Source organism: Georgenia sp. TF02-10, from assembly GCF_022759505.1.
Taxonomy (GTDB): domain Bacteria; phylum Actinomycetota; class Actinomycetes; order Actinomycetales; family Actinomycetaceae; genus TF02-10.
The window spans coordinates 2,997,448-3,013,315 of the sequence record NZ_CP094289.1; the positions used below are offsets into that span (position 1 = coordinate 2,997,448).

Below are 15,868 nucleotides of genomic sequence, written 5' to 3' on the forward strand. Positions count from 1 at the left end.
GCGCGCTGCTGGCCGCGCGTGCCGGGCGAGGACGGACTGCCTCCTGGGGCACGGCGGCGTCGATAGCGCCCGGGGGCGCGGGAGCGCACCGGCAACCGGACCTCGGCCGCTCGCAGGTGGCTGCCGGCGGAGCGTGAGCACCACGACAGCGGGACGGCGAGGCCCGGGGTGCGCACGAACGACCGTAAAGCTCCCCGCCTCAAGGCCGTGGGCATCAGGTGACCGGCGGGATCCCGCGGATCTCGGGCCCGGGCGGCCGGGCCGGTACGGCACTCTACGGTCGTCGGCGAACGCTCCCCGCTCGCGGCGCCCCGGACATCCGCGCGCAGTCCCGGGAGCGCCCGTCACGGCCGCCTCTCCGGACCGTGACGTCCACGCTCGCTCCTGCCCGCACCCCACCGGCCGGTTACGCTGGGCTGGCCCACCGGGCACCCCTGCGGGTGGTCGGTCCCCAATCTGTGGGCGTGTCCACACGACACGGCAGGAGGAGTTCGTGGCCGAGGATCAGCCGACGTTCCCCGTCGTCATGCGCGGCTACGACCGCGCGCAGGTGGACCAGCACCTGCAGGCGCTGACCACCGCGGTGGCCGAGGCCCGCCAGCAGGTCGAGAGCCTGGACGCCCGCAACCTCAAGCTGGCCGGGGAGCTGGCCGAGGCCCAGCGGCAGCTGCGGGAGAACGAGCGGCCGTCCTACGCCGGGCTCGGCTCGCGCGTCGAGGTGCTGCTCCGCTCGGCCGAGCAGCAGGCGTTCGACGTCGTCCGCCGGGCCAACGACGACGCCCAGCGGACCCTCGACCGGGCCACCGCCGCCGCCCAGTCCCTGAGCAGCCGCGCCGAGGACGAGGCGGCGACCCTGCTCGCCGAGGCCCGCGCGGAGGCGGAGGAGCTCACCACCCGTGCCCGGGTGGAGACCGAGACCGCGGTGACCGCCGCCCAGCGGCGGGCCGCAGAGCTGGTCGACGCGGCCCAGCGCGAGGCGGCCCGGCTGCACGCCCGCGCCGAGGCGGAGGAGTCGGAACGGCGCAGCGCCGTGGACCAGGAGCTCGCTCTCCTGCGTGCCCAGACCGAGCAGGAGACCACCGAGCTGCGGGCCCGCACCGAGCAGGAGACCACCGAGCTGCGCACCCGGACCGAGGCGGTCGCGGCGGAGCTACGGCTGCGCGCCGAGGCGGAGGCAGCCGCCGCCCACGAGGCGGCGACCGAGCGGGCCCGCACCGTCCTGGGCGACGCCGAGGCGCGCGCGGCGGAGGCCGAGCGCCGCCTGGCGGAGGCGCTGGACCGTGCCGAGCAGCTGCGCACCGAGACCGACGCGCAGGTCCGGCGCGGCCTGGCCGACGCCCGCCAGCAGGTCACCCAGATGCTCGCCGCCGCCCGCGCCGACGCCGAGCGGATCCGCGGGGAGGCCGAGGCCGCCGCGGAGCACACCCGGGCGACCGTGCAGCGCCAGGTCGAGGAGCTGACGGCCCAGCGGGAGTCCATCGCTGCCTACCTGGAGGAGATGCGCGGGCTGCTCGGCGTCCCGGCCGGCGAGGCGGACGGCAGCGGCACCGGTGCACGGGCCGCGGAGCCGGACCAGCAGGCGCGTAACCAGCCGGCGCGTAGCGAGCCGGACCAGGCGGAGCCGGACCAGGCGGCGCCGAGCCAGCAGGTGCCGGACAGGGCGGCCGCGGACGAGCAGGAGCCGGACCAGGTGCGAGCGGCGCCCTCATCGGCGGACGCTGCGGCGGCGGGCGAAGCAGAAGAAGGCGCACGGGCGGTCCCACCCCAGCCGGCCTGAGCTCCACCGGCTGCCCACCCGGCCCGGGTGCCACCGGCCTGCGCAAGCGGGCCCGCGCGCCGCGCGGCCGACCAGCAGGCCGCGCGCCGTCGCCGGCCCTGGCCATGGGCACCCGCCGTCGGCCCTGCTCCTCAGCGCACCATGCGGATCTCGGTCACCTCCCAGCCCGCCGGCCCGGCCTGGCGGGCGCCGTCGGGCGCGAAGCCGTGCCGGGCGTAGAAGCGCTGGGCGTGGGTGTTGGTCTCGGCCACCCACAGGAAGCAGGGGGCGTCGCCGACGGCGAGCTCGAGGAGGTGGGTGCCGGTGCCCCGGCCCTGCTCGGCCGCCAGCACGTACAGCAGCTGGAACTGCAGGGGCCGGACCTGCCCCGGGCCGGCCGCGGCCGCCGTCGCGAAGCCCACGATCTCCTGGCCCCGCACCGCCACCCACGTCTGCGTCGGGCCCGGGTCGGCGAGCAGGTCCTGCCACTGCTGCGGCCGCCGGGCCGCGCGGTCGGCGTACACCTCCGGCGGCACCGCCTCACCGTAGGTCTCGTGCCAGCAGCGCAGGTGGACGTCGGCGATCGCATCGGCGTCGACAACCGTTGCGGGGCGGATGCGGGCGGCGGGCTCGGTCGCTCGGGCAGCGGGCTCGGTCACACCACCAGCGTAGGGAAGCGGCGCCGACCCGACGGCGCGACGGCGCGACGGCGAGCGCCCCGGCCCCACCCCGGGTCCCGGCCCCACGCGCGGGCCTGCACCTACCCTGACCCTGTGCGGGACGAACCGGGATGGGCCGAGCAGCGGCGCGAGGCCGCCGCCGAGCACGAGCGCATGCTCGAGCGCCGGCGCAGCGGGGAGCACGAGCGGGCCCGCGGGCTCCTTCGCCGGTTCGCCGCCGCGGCGGCCGCTGCCGGGCTGCCGGCGCAGCCGCTGCGGGTGCAGGGTTACGGCGGGCGGGGCAGCGCCCGGACCGACCGCACCGGCTGGTACCTGCGCGCCGACCGCACGGCGGCGGTGGGGACCGACGGCGAGTTCTACCTGCTCACCGCCCGGCTGGGCTGGCGGGACCGGGCCCGCGGGGTCGCCCTGGCACCGAGCGAGCCGCCCGCGGTCCTCGGGGCCGGCGGCCGGGACGGGGACTCCATCGCGCTCGCCGACGCGCTCGAGCGCCTGCTGCCGGGCTGGCAGCAGCCCGGCGGCCGGGCGGCGGAGGGGTAGTCTCCGCGCGTCTCCGGCCGGTGCCGGGAGCGCTGGGCGCGGGCGGGACGGCACCGGTCGCCGCTGCAACGCCAACGAGCGCCTGCCGGCACCTGCGGGCGGCGCCGACGCCCACGGCAGCCTCAGCCACAGCGCTCGTAGAGGCGGCGCAACGCCGCCGCGACCTCCGCCGGCGCCTCCAGCGCGCTCATGTGCCCGGCGCGCGGGACGACGACGACCTCGACGTCGCCCAGCCGCTCCGCCATGGCCTCCGCGGCCGCCTGCGGGCTGCCCTTGTCCTCGGCGCCGCGCAGGACCAGCGCGGGGACCATGAGGTCGGGCAGGACGTGCAGCCGGTTGGGCCGCTCGGCCATCGCGACCTGCCCCCACTGGATCCCGGTCGGCGGGGCGGCGGCCAGCGCGGCGCGCAGGCGCTCGACGACGTCCGGCCGGCTCTGCAGGGTGGTCTCGCCCAGGACCGTGGTGAGCATCGAAGCCACGGCGCCGGAGCCGGTGGGCCCGGCCGCCAGCTCGGCCACCTTGAGCCGGTTCGCGCGGGCCGCGGCGTCGTCGGCCTCGGCCCGGGTGTCGAGCAGCCCGACGCCGGCGAGCAGGTCCCGGTGCCGCTCGGCCAGGGCCAGCACGGCGTACCCGCCCATCGACAGCCCCGCGACCACCGCCCGGCTCACGCCCGCGTCGTGCAGGGTGGCGGCGACGGCGTCGGCGTAGGTCTCCAGGCTCGGCGCCAGCGCCCGGCCCAGGCTCTCGGCGACCGCGCGGGGCGGGGGCGAGCTGCCGAAGCCGGGGGCGTCGAGGGTGCAGACCGGGACGTCGCCGAGCTCGGCGAGGACGCCGTCCCACATGGTCTGGTCCAGGGGGAAGGCGTGCAGGAGGACGAGCGGCAAGCCGTCGGCGGGGCCGTGGCGGGTCATGGCCAGCAACGCGCTCATGGCCCGAGGATGCCACGGCCGCCGGGGCGCGCGAGCCGGGGGCGTCCGGTATCGGATGGTGGACGAGGGGCCGGGCTGGCCTACCGGGCGGGGCCCACCCGGGGCTCACCCGGCGACGCTCACCGGGTGGGCCGCCGCCGGTCCCGCGCCTGCCAGCACGCGGTGTGCCAGTGCCGCCGGTCGGCCAGCCCGGCCTGGGCGCCGAGGAGGTGCTCGGCGGGCCAGGCGACCACGTGGGCGACCCCCGGCGGGACGAGCTGGTCGCAGCCGGGGCACCGGTACGCCTTGTCCGACCCGCGCACCTGCCGGACGGTGTACGGCTCGCCCCCGGGGCCGGCCTCGCTCCGGGCCAGCCCGGCCAGGCGGTCCGGGTCCAGGGGCACGTGGCCCTCCCCGTAGGGGCGGCGGCGCGAGCGGCGGGAGGACGGCACGCGAGCATTCTCCCCCGGCTGCACGGACGACGGCGGGCGCCGGTCCGGGACGACGTCGGCCAGCCGATCCGACGAGGAGGTCCGGCGGCCGGGACGACGGCGGGCGCCGGCCCGGGATCGGCCCTCAGCCGGGCAGGCTGCGGGTCCGCGCCACCTCGGCGTACCAGCGCCCCGAGTCCTTCACGGTGCGCCGCTGGGTCGGGTAGTCCACCGCCACGATGCCGAACCGCTTGGCGTACCCCTGCGCCCACTCGAAGTTGTCCAGCAGGGACCACACGAAGTACCCGCGGACGTCCGCGCCGTCGGCCACCGCGCGACCGACCGCGGCGAGGTGCCGGCGCAGGTAGTCCACCCGCTCCGGGTCGTGCACCCGCCCGTCCGGGCCGACGGCGTCGGGGAACGCGGCGCCGTTCTCCGTCACCAGGAGCGGCAGCCCCTCGTAGGCGTTGTCCAGGGCGGTGAGGAGCTCGTAGAGCCCGTCCGGCTCGATGTTCCAGCCCATCGCGGTCAGCGGACCGGCGGGCGGCAGGACCTCGACGTCGTCCAGCGTCGGCCACGCGCTCGCCGGGCCGCCGACGCCCGGCTCACCGGCATTGCCCGGCCCACCGCCGTCGCCCGGCCCGCCGCCGTCGTGCGCGGCGGCAGCGGCGCCGGCGGGCTGCCCCGGTCCACGCCCGCGCACGTAGCTCGTGGCGTAATAGTTCACGCCCAGGGCGTCCAGCCGCTGGCGGATGAGGTGCAGGTCCCCGGGCCGCACGAACGACCAGTCGGTCAGGTGCGCCGTCCGGGCCCGCAGCTCCACCGGGTAGCTGCCGTCCAGCAACGGCCCGAGGAAGATGTGGTTGCCGAGGAGGTCGCGGCGGTGCGCGGCCTCCAGGTCTGCCGAGCGCTCGGGGTGGGCGGGCCGGGTGACGTGCAGGTTGAGCGCGACGGACACCCGGGCGTCCGCGCCGAGCTCGTCCCGGATCGCGGCCGCCGCCAGCCCGTGCGCGAGGTTGAGGTGGTGCGCCGCGGCGAGCGCCGCCGCCGGGTCCGTCCGCCCGGGGGCGTGCACGCCGGCGGCGTAGCCGAGGAACGCGCTGCACCAGGGCTCGTTGACGGTGATCCACAGCGCCACCCGGTCCCCGAGCTCGCGGGCCATCGCCCGGGCGTAGCCCGCGAAGGCGTAGGCGGTCGCCCGGTTGGCCCAGCCGCCGGCGTCCTCCAGCTCCTGCGGCAGGTCCCAGTGGTAGAGGGTGACGACCGGGTCGGCGCCGGCGGCCCGGAGGGCGTCGAGCAGGTCCCGGTAGAACCGGACCCCGGCGGGGTTGAGGTCTCCGGTGCCGCCGGGCTGGACCCGGGGCCAGGAGATGGACAGCCGGTAGGCGCCCAGCCCGAGCTCGGCCAGCAGCGCGACGTCCTCCCGCCACCGGTGGTAGTGGTCGGCGGCGACGTCGCCGGTCTCGCCGCCGGCGGTGCGGCCGGGGGTGTGGCTGAAGGTGTCCCAGATGGACCGGCCGCGCCCGTCCTCGGCCACCGCGCCCTCGACCTGGTAGGCCGCCGTGGCGGCCCCCCACACGAAGGACTCCGGGAAGGTGGTCACCGCTGCACCGCCACCCCGCCGCGCAGGACCTGGACGGGGCGCAGGTCGGCGTCGGTGCGGACGACGTCGGCCCGGCGGCCGGCCTCGAGCGCGCCGACCCTCGTGGTGCCCAGGACGCCGGCCGGGCCGGTGGCGGCCATGTACACCGCGTCGACCAGCGGTACGCCGCCGGCCACGGTGGTCCGCACGACGTCGAGCAGGTGGGCGGTGCCGCCGGCGATGGACCCGCCGCCGGCCAGGCGGGCGACGCCGTCGGCCACGACGACGTCCATCGAGCCCAGCCGGTAGCTGCCGTCCGGCATCCCGGCCGCCGCCATCGCGTCGGTGACCAGGACGGCGTTCTCCCGGCCGACGAGCTCGTAGACCTCCCGGACCACCGCCGGGTGGAGGTGGGTGCCGTCCCCGATGAGCTCGACGACGGCCTGGCCCCGCCGGGCGGCGGCCAGCACCTCGCCGACCGGCCCGGGGTCGCGGTGGTGCCACGGGCGCATCCCGTTGAACAGGTGGGTGACGGTGGGGCGGGCGGAGCGGGGCGCGCGCTGGGCGGCGGCCGGCTGCCCGGCGGCCGCGTCGGGTCGGCCGGCGGCAGGCTGGCCGGCGGCCGCGGCCGGCTCGGAGACGACCGGCGCGGTGGGCTGGTCGTCGGCGTACGCGGCGACGCGCAGCGCCGCGGTCTCGGCGAGCAGCGCGGCGGACTCGGCGAGCGCCGCGCGGGTGTCGCCCGGTCCGGCGTCGGTGTGCCCCCAGGAGGGCAGCGCGCCGCCGGCGGCCAGCCGCGCCGCCACCCCGTCCGGGCCGCGGTTGCCGGGGTGCTCCGGGGCCAGCGTCATCGTCACCACGTGGCCGTCGCCCAGGGCGAGGAGCTCGGTGGTGAGGGCGGGGTCGGGCGCCATGATCAGGGCCGGGTCCTGGGCGCCGCACCGCGCGGTGGAGAGGAACGGGCCCTCCAGGTGGATGCCGGCGAGCTCGCCCGCGGCAGCCAGGCCGGCGAGCATCTCGACCCGGGCGCGCAGCGTGCCGGGGGCGGCGGTGACCAGGGAGGCGACCAGGCTGGTGGTGCCGTGCCGGCGGTGCTCGGCGACGGCGGCCATCGCCTCCGCCGCGGTCTCGGCGTCGGGGAAGGAGGCCCCGCCGCCGCCGTGGCAGTGCAGGTCCACCAGGCCCGGCAGGAGGTAGCCGCCCCGGTCCTCGGGGGCCGGGTCCGCGGCGGGCCCGGCGGCGGCGAGGGCCGGCCCCCAGCCGGCGGCCGTGGCGTCGTCGGCCTGCCCCACCCAGGCGATGGTGTCGCCGTCGAGCACCACCACGCCGTCGGCCAGCGCGGCGCCGGGGGTGACGACCTGGCCGCGCAGCACCGTCGGGCTCGTCGGTGCGCTCATCAGGCCCGCCCGGTGGTCGGGGCGCCGAGCCGGTGGGCGCCGGCGCGTGGGCTCCGCCGCTGGGGGACTGCCGGGGCAGCTGTCATCGGTCCTCCTAGAAGAGCCTGGACGCGACGTCGTCCAGGCCGCGCATGGCGTCGTAGTCGAGCACGAGGCAGCGGATGCCGCGGTCGGTGGCGAGCACCCGGGCCTGGGGCTTGATCTCCTGCGCGGCGAAGACGCCGCGGACGGGGGCGAGGAGGGGGTCGCGGTTGAGCAGGTCCAGGTACCGGGTGAGCTGCTCGACGCCGTCGATGTCCCCGCGCCGCTTGATCTCCACCGCGACGGAGGCCCCGGTCGGGTCCTTGGCCATGATGTCCACCGGGCCGATGGCGGTGGGGTACTCGCGGCGCACCAGCCGGTGCCCCGCGCCGAGCAGGTCGATCTGCTCGGCGAGGAGTTTCTGCAGGTGCGCCTCCACGCCGTCCTTGACCAGGCCGGGGTCCACCCCGAGGTCGGCGCTGTGGTCGGCGAGGAACTCCTCGATCCGGACCACGAGCCGGTCGTCGGACTTGGTGTGCTGGACCGTCCAGACCTGCTCGACGCCGGCGGCCGCCTCCTCGGCGGTCGGCTCGGCGACGCTGAGCCGGCACGGCGGGCTCATCCAGTTCAGCGGCTTGTAGGAGCCGCCGTCGGAGTGCACGAGGACCGAGCCGTCGGCCTTGACCATCAGCAGCCGGGTGGCCGGCGGGAGGTGGGCGTCCAGCCGCCCGGAGTAGTCCACCGAGCAGCGGGCGATGACGACACGCACGCCGAGCACCTTACCCACCGCACCGCCGCCGGGCCGGTCGCCTCAGGAGTGGATCGTGGTGACCACGATCGCCTCCGGAGCTGATCTCAGTGACCAGAATCCACTCCGGAGTTGATATTCGTCACATAGCACACATTTTCCACTCCGGAGTGGATATTGGTGACCAGAATCGCCTCCGGAGTGGGTATGGGTGACCAAAATCGCCTCCGGAGTGGATCTCGGTGACCACGATCGACTCCGCAACTGATTCTGGTGACCACGATCGCCTCCGGAGCCTGCGCCCTGCAGCGCTCCGTGAACCTCGCGCGCCGGCGGGTACGTGCCCGACGGTGGGTGCGCCTCACCGCACCGGGTCCTCCAGCGGCGGGGCGGACTCCAGCCAGCTCACCACGCCGGCGAGGGCGGAGTCCACCATCGCCAGGTCGAGCTCGCGGCCCTGATAGCGGCAGCGCACCTCCACCACGTGCCCGGCGCCGGTGCCGCGGCGGGTGCGGCGCACCACCTGCAGCCCGGCCCGGGCGAAGGTGCAGGCGGGCCGCAGGGACAGGGACACCAGCCGGTACCAGTACAGCTTCCCGGCACCGAACACGGCGATCCCGGAGGTCCAGCCCTGCTGGCCGGGCCGCCGCCGGGCGCACTCGAAGGAGCCGACCCGCCGGGCCAGCCGGCGGACCCGCACGGCGAACAGCACGAGGACGACGACGGCGGCGAGGGCGGCCACGACCAGGCCCGCGCCCGCCGCCTCCGCCGCCGTCACTTCTACCGCTCGTCGGCGCCGGCGCGGGTGGCCTCCACGACCACCATGACGTTGTCCTCGTCGACCGAGACGAACCCCTCGGCGACCTCGATCTCCGTGCCGGCCCCGGCCGGCGGGGTGATGCGGACCGTCCCCGGGCGCAGCACCGCGAGCACCGGCTGGCGGCCGGTGAGGATGCCCAGGTCGCCGTTGGACGCCGGGACGACGACGCTGCTCGCCTCCCCGGTCCACAGGGACCGGCTGGGCGTCACCACCTCCACCTTCATCACCACCGCGGCCCCCTCAGCGCTGCTCGGCCTGGATCTTGTGCCAGGCCCGCTCGAGGTCCTCGATCCCGCCGATGTTGAAGAAGGCCTGCTCCGGGACGTGGTCGTAGTCGCCGTCGGCGATCCGCTTGAAGGCCTCGACCGTCTCCGCGACCGGCACCGTGGAGCCCTCGACGCCGGTGAACTTCACCGCGGTGTAGGTGTTCTGGGAGAGGTACTGCTCGATGCGCCGGGCCCGGGCGACGGCGACCTTGTCCTCCTCGGGGAGCTCGTCGACGCCGAGGATGGCGATGATGTCCTGCAGCTCCTTGTTCTTCTGCAGGATCGACTTCACCCGGGTGGCGACGTCGTAGTGCTCCTGGCCCACGTACTGCGGGTCGAGGATCCGGGAGGTGGAGGCGAGCGGGTCCACCGCCGGGTACAGGCCGCGGGAGGCGATGTCCCGGGAGAGCTCGGTGGTGGCGTCCAGGTGCGCGAACGTCGTCGCCGGGGCCGGGTCGGTGTAGTCGTCGGCCGGGACGTAGATCGCCTGCAGGGAGGTGATGGAGTGCCCGCGGGTGGAGGTGATCCGCTCCTGCAACTGGCCCATCTCGTCGGCCAGGTTGGGCTGGTAGCCCACCGCCGAGGGCATCCGGCCGAGCAGGGTGGAGACCTCCGAGCCGGCCTGGGTGAAGCGGAAGATGTTGTCGATGAAGAGCAGCACCTCCTGCTTCTGCACGTCCCGGAAGTACTCGGCCATGGTCAGCGCGGACAGCGCGACCCGCAGCCGCACCCCCGGCGGCTCGTCCATCTGGCCGAAGACCAGGGCGGTCTTGTCGAAGACGCCCGCGTCCTCCATCTCCATGATCAGGTCGTTGCCCTCGCGGGTGCGCTCGCCGACCCCGGCGAACACCGACACCCCGCCGTGGTCCTGGGCGACGCGCTGGATCATCTCCTGGATGAGCACGGTCTTGCCGACGCCGGCCCCGCCGAACAGGCCGATCTTGCCGCCCTGGACGTACGGGGTGAGCAGGTCGATCACCTTGATGCCGGTCTCGAACATCTGGGTGCGGGACTCCAGCTGGTCGAACCGGGGGGGCTCGCGGTGGATCGGCCAGCGCTCGGTGACCTCCAGCCGCTCGCCCTCGGGCAGGTTCAGCACGTCCCCGGTCACGTTGAACACGTGGCCCTTGGTCACGTCCCCGACCGGGACGGAGATCGGGGCGCCGGTGTCGGTGACGACGGCGCCGCGGACCAGGCCGTCGGTGGGCCGCAGGGCGACGGCGCGCACCAGGTTGTCGCCCAGGTGCTGGGCGACCTCCAGGGTCATCGTCATCTTCCCCTCGCCCTCGCCCTGGCCGGACAGGTCCACCTCGGTGGTCAGGGCGTTGTACATCTCCGGCAGGGCGTCCGGCGGGAACTCGATGTCGACGACGGGTCCGGTGACCCGGGCGACGCGGCCGGCGCCGGGGGCGGCGCCGCCCTGCGTCGGCGTGTCGGTGGCAGTGGCAGTCATGGTCCTTGTTCCTTCGCTGGTCACCGGCTGGACGCCAGGGCGTCCGCGCCGGAGACGATCTCGGTGATCTCAGAGGTGATGTCGGCCTGACGGGCCTGGTTCGCCAGCCGGGTGTAGTCGCGGATGAGGTCCTCGGCGTTGTCGGTGGCCGTGTGCATGGCCTGCTGCCGGGCGGCGAGCTCGGAGGCGGCGGCCATCAGCAGCTGGGCGTAGATCCGCCGGCGCACGTACATCGGCAGCAGCGCGTCCAGGACCTCCTCCGGGCTGGGCTCGAACTCGTACAGCGGCAGCGGGTCGGCGCCGGGGGCGGTGACGCCCTCGACGACCTCCAGCGGCAGCATCCGGCGCACCTGCGGCACCTGGGACACCATCGAGACGAACCGGGTGAACACCACGTGCAGCTCGGCCACCCCGCCGTCCTCTTCCGGCGCCTCGTACGCGGCGAGCAGGGTGTCGGCGATCTCCCGGGCCCGCTCGGCGGAGGGGTTGTCCGAGCCCTCGGTCCAGGCGGCCCGCACGTCCCGGCCGCGGAAGCGGAAGTAGCTCTCCCCGCGCCGGCCGGTGACGTACAGCACCGGCTCCTTGCCCTCCTGCTCCAGCCGCTCGAGCAGCCGCTCGGTCTCCCGCAGCACGGTGGCCGAGTAGGCGCCGGCAAAGCCCCGGTCGGAGGTGATCGCCAGCACGGCGACCCGCCGGGTGTCCTCCCGGCCGGTGATCAGCGGGTGGCTCAGGTGGGCGTGCGCGGCCACCGCCGCGACCGCCCGGATCAGCACCTGGGTGAACGGGTCGGCGGCCTGCGCCGCCTCCCGCGCCCGGCCGACCCGGGCCGCGGCGATCAGCTCCATGGCCCGGAAGACCTTCTTCAGGGTCTGGGTGGCCCGGATCCGGTCCTTGTAGACCCGCTGGGACGTCGCCACGCCTCAGCCCCGCTTCGCGGTGACGATCTGCTCCTGCGCCCGCTCCGCCTCGGGCTCCTCGGTGTCGGTGTCCGGCTCGGCGCCGAGCGGGTTGCCCTCGGCGTCGAGGAAGCCGGTCCGGAAGTCCTCCACCGCCGCGCGCAGCGCCTCCTCGGTCTCCGGCTCGAGCCGGCCGGTGCTGGCGATGGTGCTGAGCACGTCGCTGTTGCGGCGCAGGTGGTCGAGCATCTCGCGCTCGAACCGGGCGACGTCGGCCACCGCGACGTCGTCGAGGTAGCCGTTGGTGCCGGCCCAGACCGAGGCCACCTGGTCCTCCACGGCGTAGGGGGTGTACTGCGGCTGCTTGAGCAGCTCCATCAGCCGCTCCCCGCGGGTGAGCTGCTGGCGGGTGGTGGGGTCCAGGTCGGAGGCGAACATCGCGAACGCGGCCTGCGCGCGGTACTGGGCCAGGGTGATCTTCAGCGTGCCGGCGACCTTCTTCATCGCCTTGATCTGGGCGTCGCCGCCCACCCGGGAGACGGAGATGCCGACGTCGACGGCGGGACGCTGGTTGGCGTTGAACAGGTCGGACTGGAGGAAGATCTGCCCGTCGGTGATCGAGATGACGTTCGTCGGGATGTACGCCGAGACGTCGTTGGCCCGGGTCTCGATGATCGGCAGGCCGGTCATCGAGCCGGCGCCGAGCTCGTCGGAGAGCTTCGCGCAGCGCTCCAGCAGCCGGGAGTGCAGGTAGAAGACGTCCCCGGGGTAGGCCTCGCGGCCCGGCGGGCGGCGCAGCAGCAGGGACACCGCGCGGTAGGCCTCGGCCTGCTTGGACAGGTCGTCGAAGACGATGAGGACGTGCTTGCCGGCGTACATCCAGTGCTGGCCGATGGCCGAGCCGGTGTAGGGGGCGATGTACTTGAAGCCGGCCGGGTCCGAGGCCGGGGCGGCGACGATGGTGGTGTACTCCAGCGCGCCGGCCTGCTCCAGGGCGCCGCGCACCGAGGCGATGGTGGAGCCCTTCTGCCCGACCGCCACGTAGATGCACCGCACCTGCCGGGCGGGGTCCCCGGACTCCCAGTTCGCCTTCTGGTTCAGGACGGTGTCGATCGCCAGGGCGGTCTTGCCGGTCTGCCGGTCGCCGATGATGAGCTGGCGCTGCCCGCGGCCGATCGGGATCATCGTGTCGATGGCCTTGATCCCGGTCTGCAGCGGCTCGTGGACGCTCTTGCGCATCATCACGCCGGGGGCCTGCAGCTCCAGCGCCCGCCGGCCCTCGAGGCCGGCGATGTCCCCCAGCCCGTCCATCGGCTGGCCCAGCGGGTCCACCACCCGGCCGAGGTAGCCCTCCCCCACCGGGACGGAGAGCACCTCCCCGGTGCGGCGGACCTCCTGGCCCTCCTCGATGCCGGTGAAGTCGCCGAGGACGACGACGCCGACCTCGCGCACGTCGAGGTTCAGGGCCAGGCCCAGGGTGCCGTCGGCGAAGCGGACGAGCTCGTTCGCCATGACGCCGGGCAGGCCCTCGACCTGGGCGATGCCGTCGGCGGCCAGGGTGACGTGCCCGACCTCCTCGGCGGCGGCCTGGCTGGGCTGGTAGGAACTCACGAAGCTGTCCAGCGCGGCGCGGATGTCCTCCGGCCGGATCGTCAGCTCAGTCATTGGTCTTCCTTCGGTTCGAGGTGGCCGCACACGCGGCCTGGTCCATGATCTCTCGGTTCGGCCGGGTCAGCGCACCAGGCGGCGGCGGGCGTCCGCCAGCCGCGCGGCCAGCGTGCCGTCGACGACGTCGTCGCCGACCTGCACCCGCAGCCCGCCGACCACCTCGGGGGCGATGCCCACGTGCACCCGCACCGGCCGGCCGTACCGGCGGCCGAGGACCGCGGCGAGGCGCTGGACCTGCTCCCGGCTCAGCGGGACGGCGGCGGTGACCGCGGCGACCAGGTGCTGGCGGCGCTCGGCGGCGGCCTCGGTGACCAGGCGCAGCGCGGCGGTCACCGGGCGGCGCGGGGCGCGCGCGGCGCGCACGGCCAGCACCTCGGTCTCCGGGGCGACCTTGCCGGCGATGACGGCGGCCATCAGCCCGGCGCGCCGGTCCGCGCCCGCGGTCCGGTCGGCCAGCGCCAGCCGCAGCTCGCGGGCCTCGGCGAGCACCCGGCCGAGCCGGAAGGTCTCGTCCTCGACGTCGGCCAGCCGGCCGGCGCGGTCGGCGGCGGCCAGCACCGACGTCACGGCCAGCCGCTCGACGGCGTCGGGGAGGTCGCCGTCGTCGGACCACCGTTCGCGGACCAGCCCGCCGAGGAGGTCGACGACCTCGGGGGCCACCTTCCCGCCCAGCACCTGCCCGGCGAGGCGGGCCTTGGCGGCGCCGTCCCGGGTGGGCTCGGTCAGCGCCCGGCGCAGCCGGGGCGCGCCGTCCAGGAGGTCGACGACGGCGAAGAGCTCCTCGCCCAGGGCCGCGGCCCCGGCGCCGACCTCGTGCAGGACCGGCTCCCACCGCTCCAGCGCCCGGTCCACGGCCGCCTGGCTGGTCGCCCGCATCACGCCTCCAGGGCCCGCGCGGCGCGGGCGCCGTCGGCGTCCTGGTCGCCCTGGGCCTCGAGCTCGTCCAGGAACCTGTCGATGACCCGGGACTGCACGGCGTGGTCGGCCACGGACTCCCCGACGATCCGCGAGGCCAGCTCGGTGGCGAGCAGGCCGACGTCGGTGCGCAGGGAGATCTGCGCGGCCTGCCGGTCGGCCTCGATCTGCCGGGCGGCGGACTCGGTGACCCGGTCCGCCTCGGCCTGGGCCCGGGCCCGGGCCTCGGCGACGATCTGCTTGCCCTCCGCCTGCGCCCGCTCCCGGACGGCGGCCGCCTCGCGGCGGGCGTCGGCCAGCTCCGCGGCGATCCGCTCCTCGGCGGCCGCGGCCTGCCGCTCGGCCTCCTCGGCGTGGCTCAGCCCGGCCTCGATCTTCGCGGCCCGCTCGTCCAGCATCGCGGTCAGCCGGGGCACGGCGAACCTGACCAGGAAGAACCCGATCAGCGCGATCGCGACGAGCGACCAGATGATGTCGTACGAGGCCGGGATGAGCGGGTTCTGCGTCGTCTCGGCCAGCACCGCGGGGGCGGACATGTCAGGCACCGAAGACGAAGCCGGCGGCGAGACCGATCAGACCGAGGGCCTCGACGAGCGCCATACCGATGAACATGTTGATGCGCAGCGGACCGGCCAGCTCGGGCTGCCGTGCGACCGCCTCCTGGGTCTTGCCGACCAGGATGCCCATGCCGATGCCGGGGCCGATGGTGGCGAGGCCGTAGCCGATGGTCGCGATGTCTCCGGTGATCTCCATGTGGAGGTCTTCCTTCCTTCGTGCGAGGCCGGGGTCGTCCCGGCTCGTTGGGGCACCGCGGGGCCGAGGGCCCCGCGGGGGTTCAGTGGGACTCGACGGACAGCTGGATGTACACCGCCGTGAGCAGCGCGAAGACGTACGCCTGCAGCACCGCGATGAAGATCTCGAAGACGGTGAACGCGATCCCGGCCAGCAGGGTTCCGGCGCCGAGCACGCCCATCGCGCCGCCCGCCTGGAAGAACAGGTAGTGGGTCGCGCTGAAGCACAGGACCAGGAGCAGGTGCCCGGCGAGCATGTTGGCCAGCAGACGGATGGTCAGCGTGGCCGGCCGCAGGACGAACGTCGAGAGGAACTCGATCGGCGTCAGGACGAGGTAGATCGGCCACGGCACGCCGGGCGGGAAGAGCTGGCCCTTGAGGAAGTGGCCGCCGCCCTGGGCCCGCACGCCGGCGTAGATGAAGGCGACGTAGGCGATGATCGCGAACACCAGCGGCACGCCGATGACGGAGGAGCCGGCGATGTTGAGGAAGGGGATCACGCCGGTGATGTTCATGAACAGCACGCCGAAGAAGATGACGACCAGCAGCGGGGTGTACCGCCGGCCGAGCTCCTTGCCCAGAGACTCCTCGGCGATGCCGGTGCGGACGAAGTCCACGGCCATCTCCCCCAGCGACTGGGCCCGGCCGGGCACCAGGCGGGGGCTGCGGGCCGCCAGCCAGAAGAACAGGACGAGGAGCGCCGCCGCGATGATCCGGACCAGCGTGATCCGGTTGAACTCGAAGATGGTGCCCTCGAACAGCACCGCCGGCGGGAAGAAGTCGGCCAGCGACGGCGGGTGGAACCCGCCGCCCTCCTCCGCGGCCACGAGCGGGCCCGAGGCGGTCAGGAGCACAGATGCGGCAGACAGGGCGTCCCCCCGGGGCTGGTTCGTGGTCGGGCGCGGTGGTGCCCCCGGCGGCACGCACGACGTGGAGTGCCCGGGAAGCGAGACGAGCCTAACGCATGGGCGGCCCTGCCCCGGACGGCGGCCGGCC

At 75.5% G+C, this 15,868-nt stretch carries 17 protein-coding genes; 2 read left to right on the forward strand and 15 right to left on the reverse strand.

What is annotated here, in order from left to right; all coding sequences use genetic code 11:
• The first annotated feature begins 493 nt into the window (after positions 1 to 493).
• Positions 494 to 1,777 (forward strand): DivIVA domain-containing protein, encoded by a 1,284-nt coding sequence (locus tag MF406_RS13480; protein ID WP_242894699.1) that lies wholly within the window; start codon positions 494 to 496, stop codon positions 1,775 to 1,777.
• Between the two features lie 131 nt (positions 1,778 to 1,908).
• On the opposite strand, the gene MF406_RS13485 is transcribed toward MF406_RS13480, so the two are convergent.
• The gene (locus MF406_RS13485; RefSeq protein ID WP_242897794.1) at positions 1,909 to 2,415 is read right to left on the reverse strand and encodes a GNAT family N-acetyltransferase; all 507 of its coding nucleotides are present in this window, start codon (positions 2,413 to 2,415) and stop codon (positions 1,909 to 1,911) included.
• A gap of 114 nt (positions 2,416 to 2,529) precedes the next feature.
• Between MF406_RS13485 and MF406_RS13490 the strand changes: the two genes are divergently transcribed.
• Positions 2,530 to 2,976 (forward strand): hypothetical protein, encoded by a 447-nt coding sequence (locus MF406_RS13490; protein WP_242897795.1) that lies wholly within the window; start codon positions 2,530 to 2,532, stop codon positions 2,974 to 2,976.
• A gap of 122 nt (positions 2,977 to 3,098) precedes the next feature.
• Here MF406_RS13490 and MF406_RS13500 read toward each other — a convergent pair whose 3' ends face one another.
• The 14 genes from MF406_RS13500 to atpB form a co-directional block, all read right to left on the reverse strand.
• A complete protein-coding gene (locus MF406_RS13500; protein ID WP_305852958.1) occupies positions 3,099 to 3,905 on the reverse strand; it encodes an alpha/beta fold hydrolase in 807 nt (268 codons plus the stop codon).
• Positions 3,906 to 4,024: 119 nt separating this feature from the next.
• Positions 4,025 to 4,336 carry a hypothetical protein gene (locus MF406_RS13505; protein WP_242894701.1) on the reverse strand — a complete coding sequence of 104 codons (312 nt, stop codon included), beginning with the start codon at positions 4,334 to 4,336 and terminating at the stop codon, positions 4,025 to 4,027.
• A gap of 124 nt (positions 4,337 to 4,460) precedes the next feature.
• On the reverse strand, positions 4,461 to 5,918 hold the full coding sequence (locus MF406_RS13510) for a glycoside hydrolase family 1 protein (protein WP_242894703.1): 1,458 nt from the start codon (positions 5,916 to 5,918) through the stop codon (positions 4,461 to 4,463).
• The gene (locus MF406_RS13515; RefSeq protein ID WP_242894705.1) at positions 5,915 to 7,294 is read right to left on the reverse strand and encodes an N-acetylglucosamine-6-phosphate deacetylase; all 1,380 of its coding nucleotides are present in this window, start codon (positions 7,292 to 7,294) and stop codon (positions 5,915 to 5,917) included. The genes MF406_RS13510 and MF406_RS13515 overlap by 4 nt, the downstream gene beginning before the upstream one ends.
• A 94-nt stretch (positions 7,295 to 7,388) precedes the next feature.
• Entirely contained in the window at positions 7,389 to 8,084 is a 696-nt protein-coding gene (gene nucS / locus MF406_RS13520) for an endonuclease NucS (protein ID WP_242894707.1), read from the reverse strand.
• A 340-nt stretch (positions 8,085 to 8,424) separates the two neighbouring features.
• Positions 8,425 to 8,841 carry a DUF2550 family protein gene (locus MF406_RS13525; protein ID WP_242894709.1) on the reverse strand — a complete coding sequence of 139 codons (417 nt, stop codon included), beginning with the start codon at positions 8,839 to 8,841 and terminating at the stop codon, positions 8,425 to 8,427.
• 2 nt (positions 8,842 to 8,843) lie between these two features.
• Positions 8,844 to 9,107, reverse strand: coding sequence for a F0F1 ATP synthase subunit epsilon (locus tag MF406_RS13530; protein WP_256463960.1), 264 nt, complete (start codon positions 9,105 to 9,107; stop codon positions 8,844 to 8,846).
• A 16-nt stretch (positions 9,108 to 9,123) separates the two neighbouring features.
• A complete protein-coding gene (gene atpD / locus MF406_RS13535; protein WP_242894712.1) occupies positions 9,124 to 10,602 on the reverse strand; it encodes a F0F1 ATP synthase subunit beta in 1,479 nt (492 codons plus the stop codon).
• A gap of 20 nt (positions 10,603 to 10,622) precedes the next feature.
• Positions 10,623 to 11,519 (reverse strand): F0F1 ATP synthase subunit gamma, encoded by an 897-nt coding sequence (locus MF406_RS13540; protein WP_242894714.1) that lies wholly within the window; start codon positions 11,517 to 11,519, stop codon positions 10,623 to 10,625.
• A 3-nt stretch (positions 11,520 to 11,522) separates the two neighbouring features.
• On the reverse strand, positions 11,523 to 13,163 hold the full coding sequence (gene atpA, locus MF406_RS13545; RefSeq protein WP_242894716.1) for a F0F1 ATP synthase subunit alpha: 1,641 nt from the start codon (positions 13,161 to 13,163) through the stop codon (positions 11,523 to 11,525).
• A 66-nt stretch (positions 13,164 to 13,229) separates the two neighbouring features.
• The gene (locus MF406_RS13550) at positions 13,230 to 14,042 is read right to left on the reverse strand and encodes a F0F1 ATP synthase subunit delta (RefSeq protein WP_242894717.1); all 813 of its coding nucleotides are present in this window, start codon (positions 14,040 to 14,042) and stop codon (positions 13,230 to 13,232) included.
• Positions 14,042 to 14,617 carry a F0F1 ATP synthase subunit B gene (locus tag MF406_RS13555; RefSeq protein WP_242894719.1) on the reverse strand — a complete coding sequence of 192 codons (576 nt, stop codon included), beginning with the start codon at positions 14,615 to 14,617 and terminating at the stop codon, positions 14,042 to 14,044. The genes MF406_RS13550 and MF406_RS13555 overlap by 1 nt, the downstream gene beginning before the upstream one ends.
• Before the next feature lies 1 nt (position 14,618).
• Positions 14,619 to 14,834, reverse strand: coding sequence for an ATP synthase F0 subunit C (gene atpE, locus MF406_RS13560; protein WP_242894721.1), 216 nt, complete (start codon positions 14,832 to 14,834; stop codon positions 14,619 to 14,621).
• A gap of 82 nt (positions 14,835 to 14,916) precedes the next feature.
• Positions 14,917 to 15,720 (reverse strand): F0F1 ATP synthase subunit A, encoded by an 804-nt coding sequence (gene atpB / locus MF406_RS13565; RefSeq protein ID WP_371744665.1) that lies wholly within the window; start codon positions 15,718 to 15,720, stop codon positions 14,917 to 14,919.
• Positions 15,721 to 15,868 lie beyond the last annotated feature (148 nt).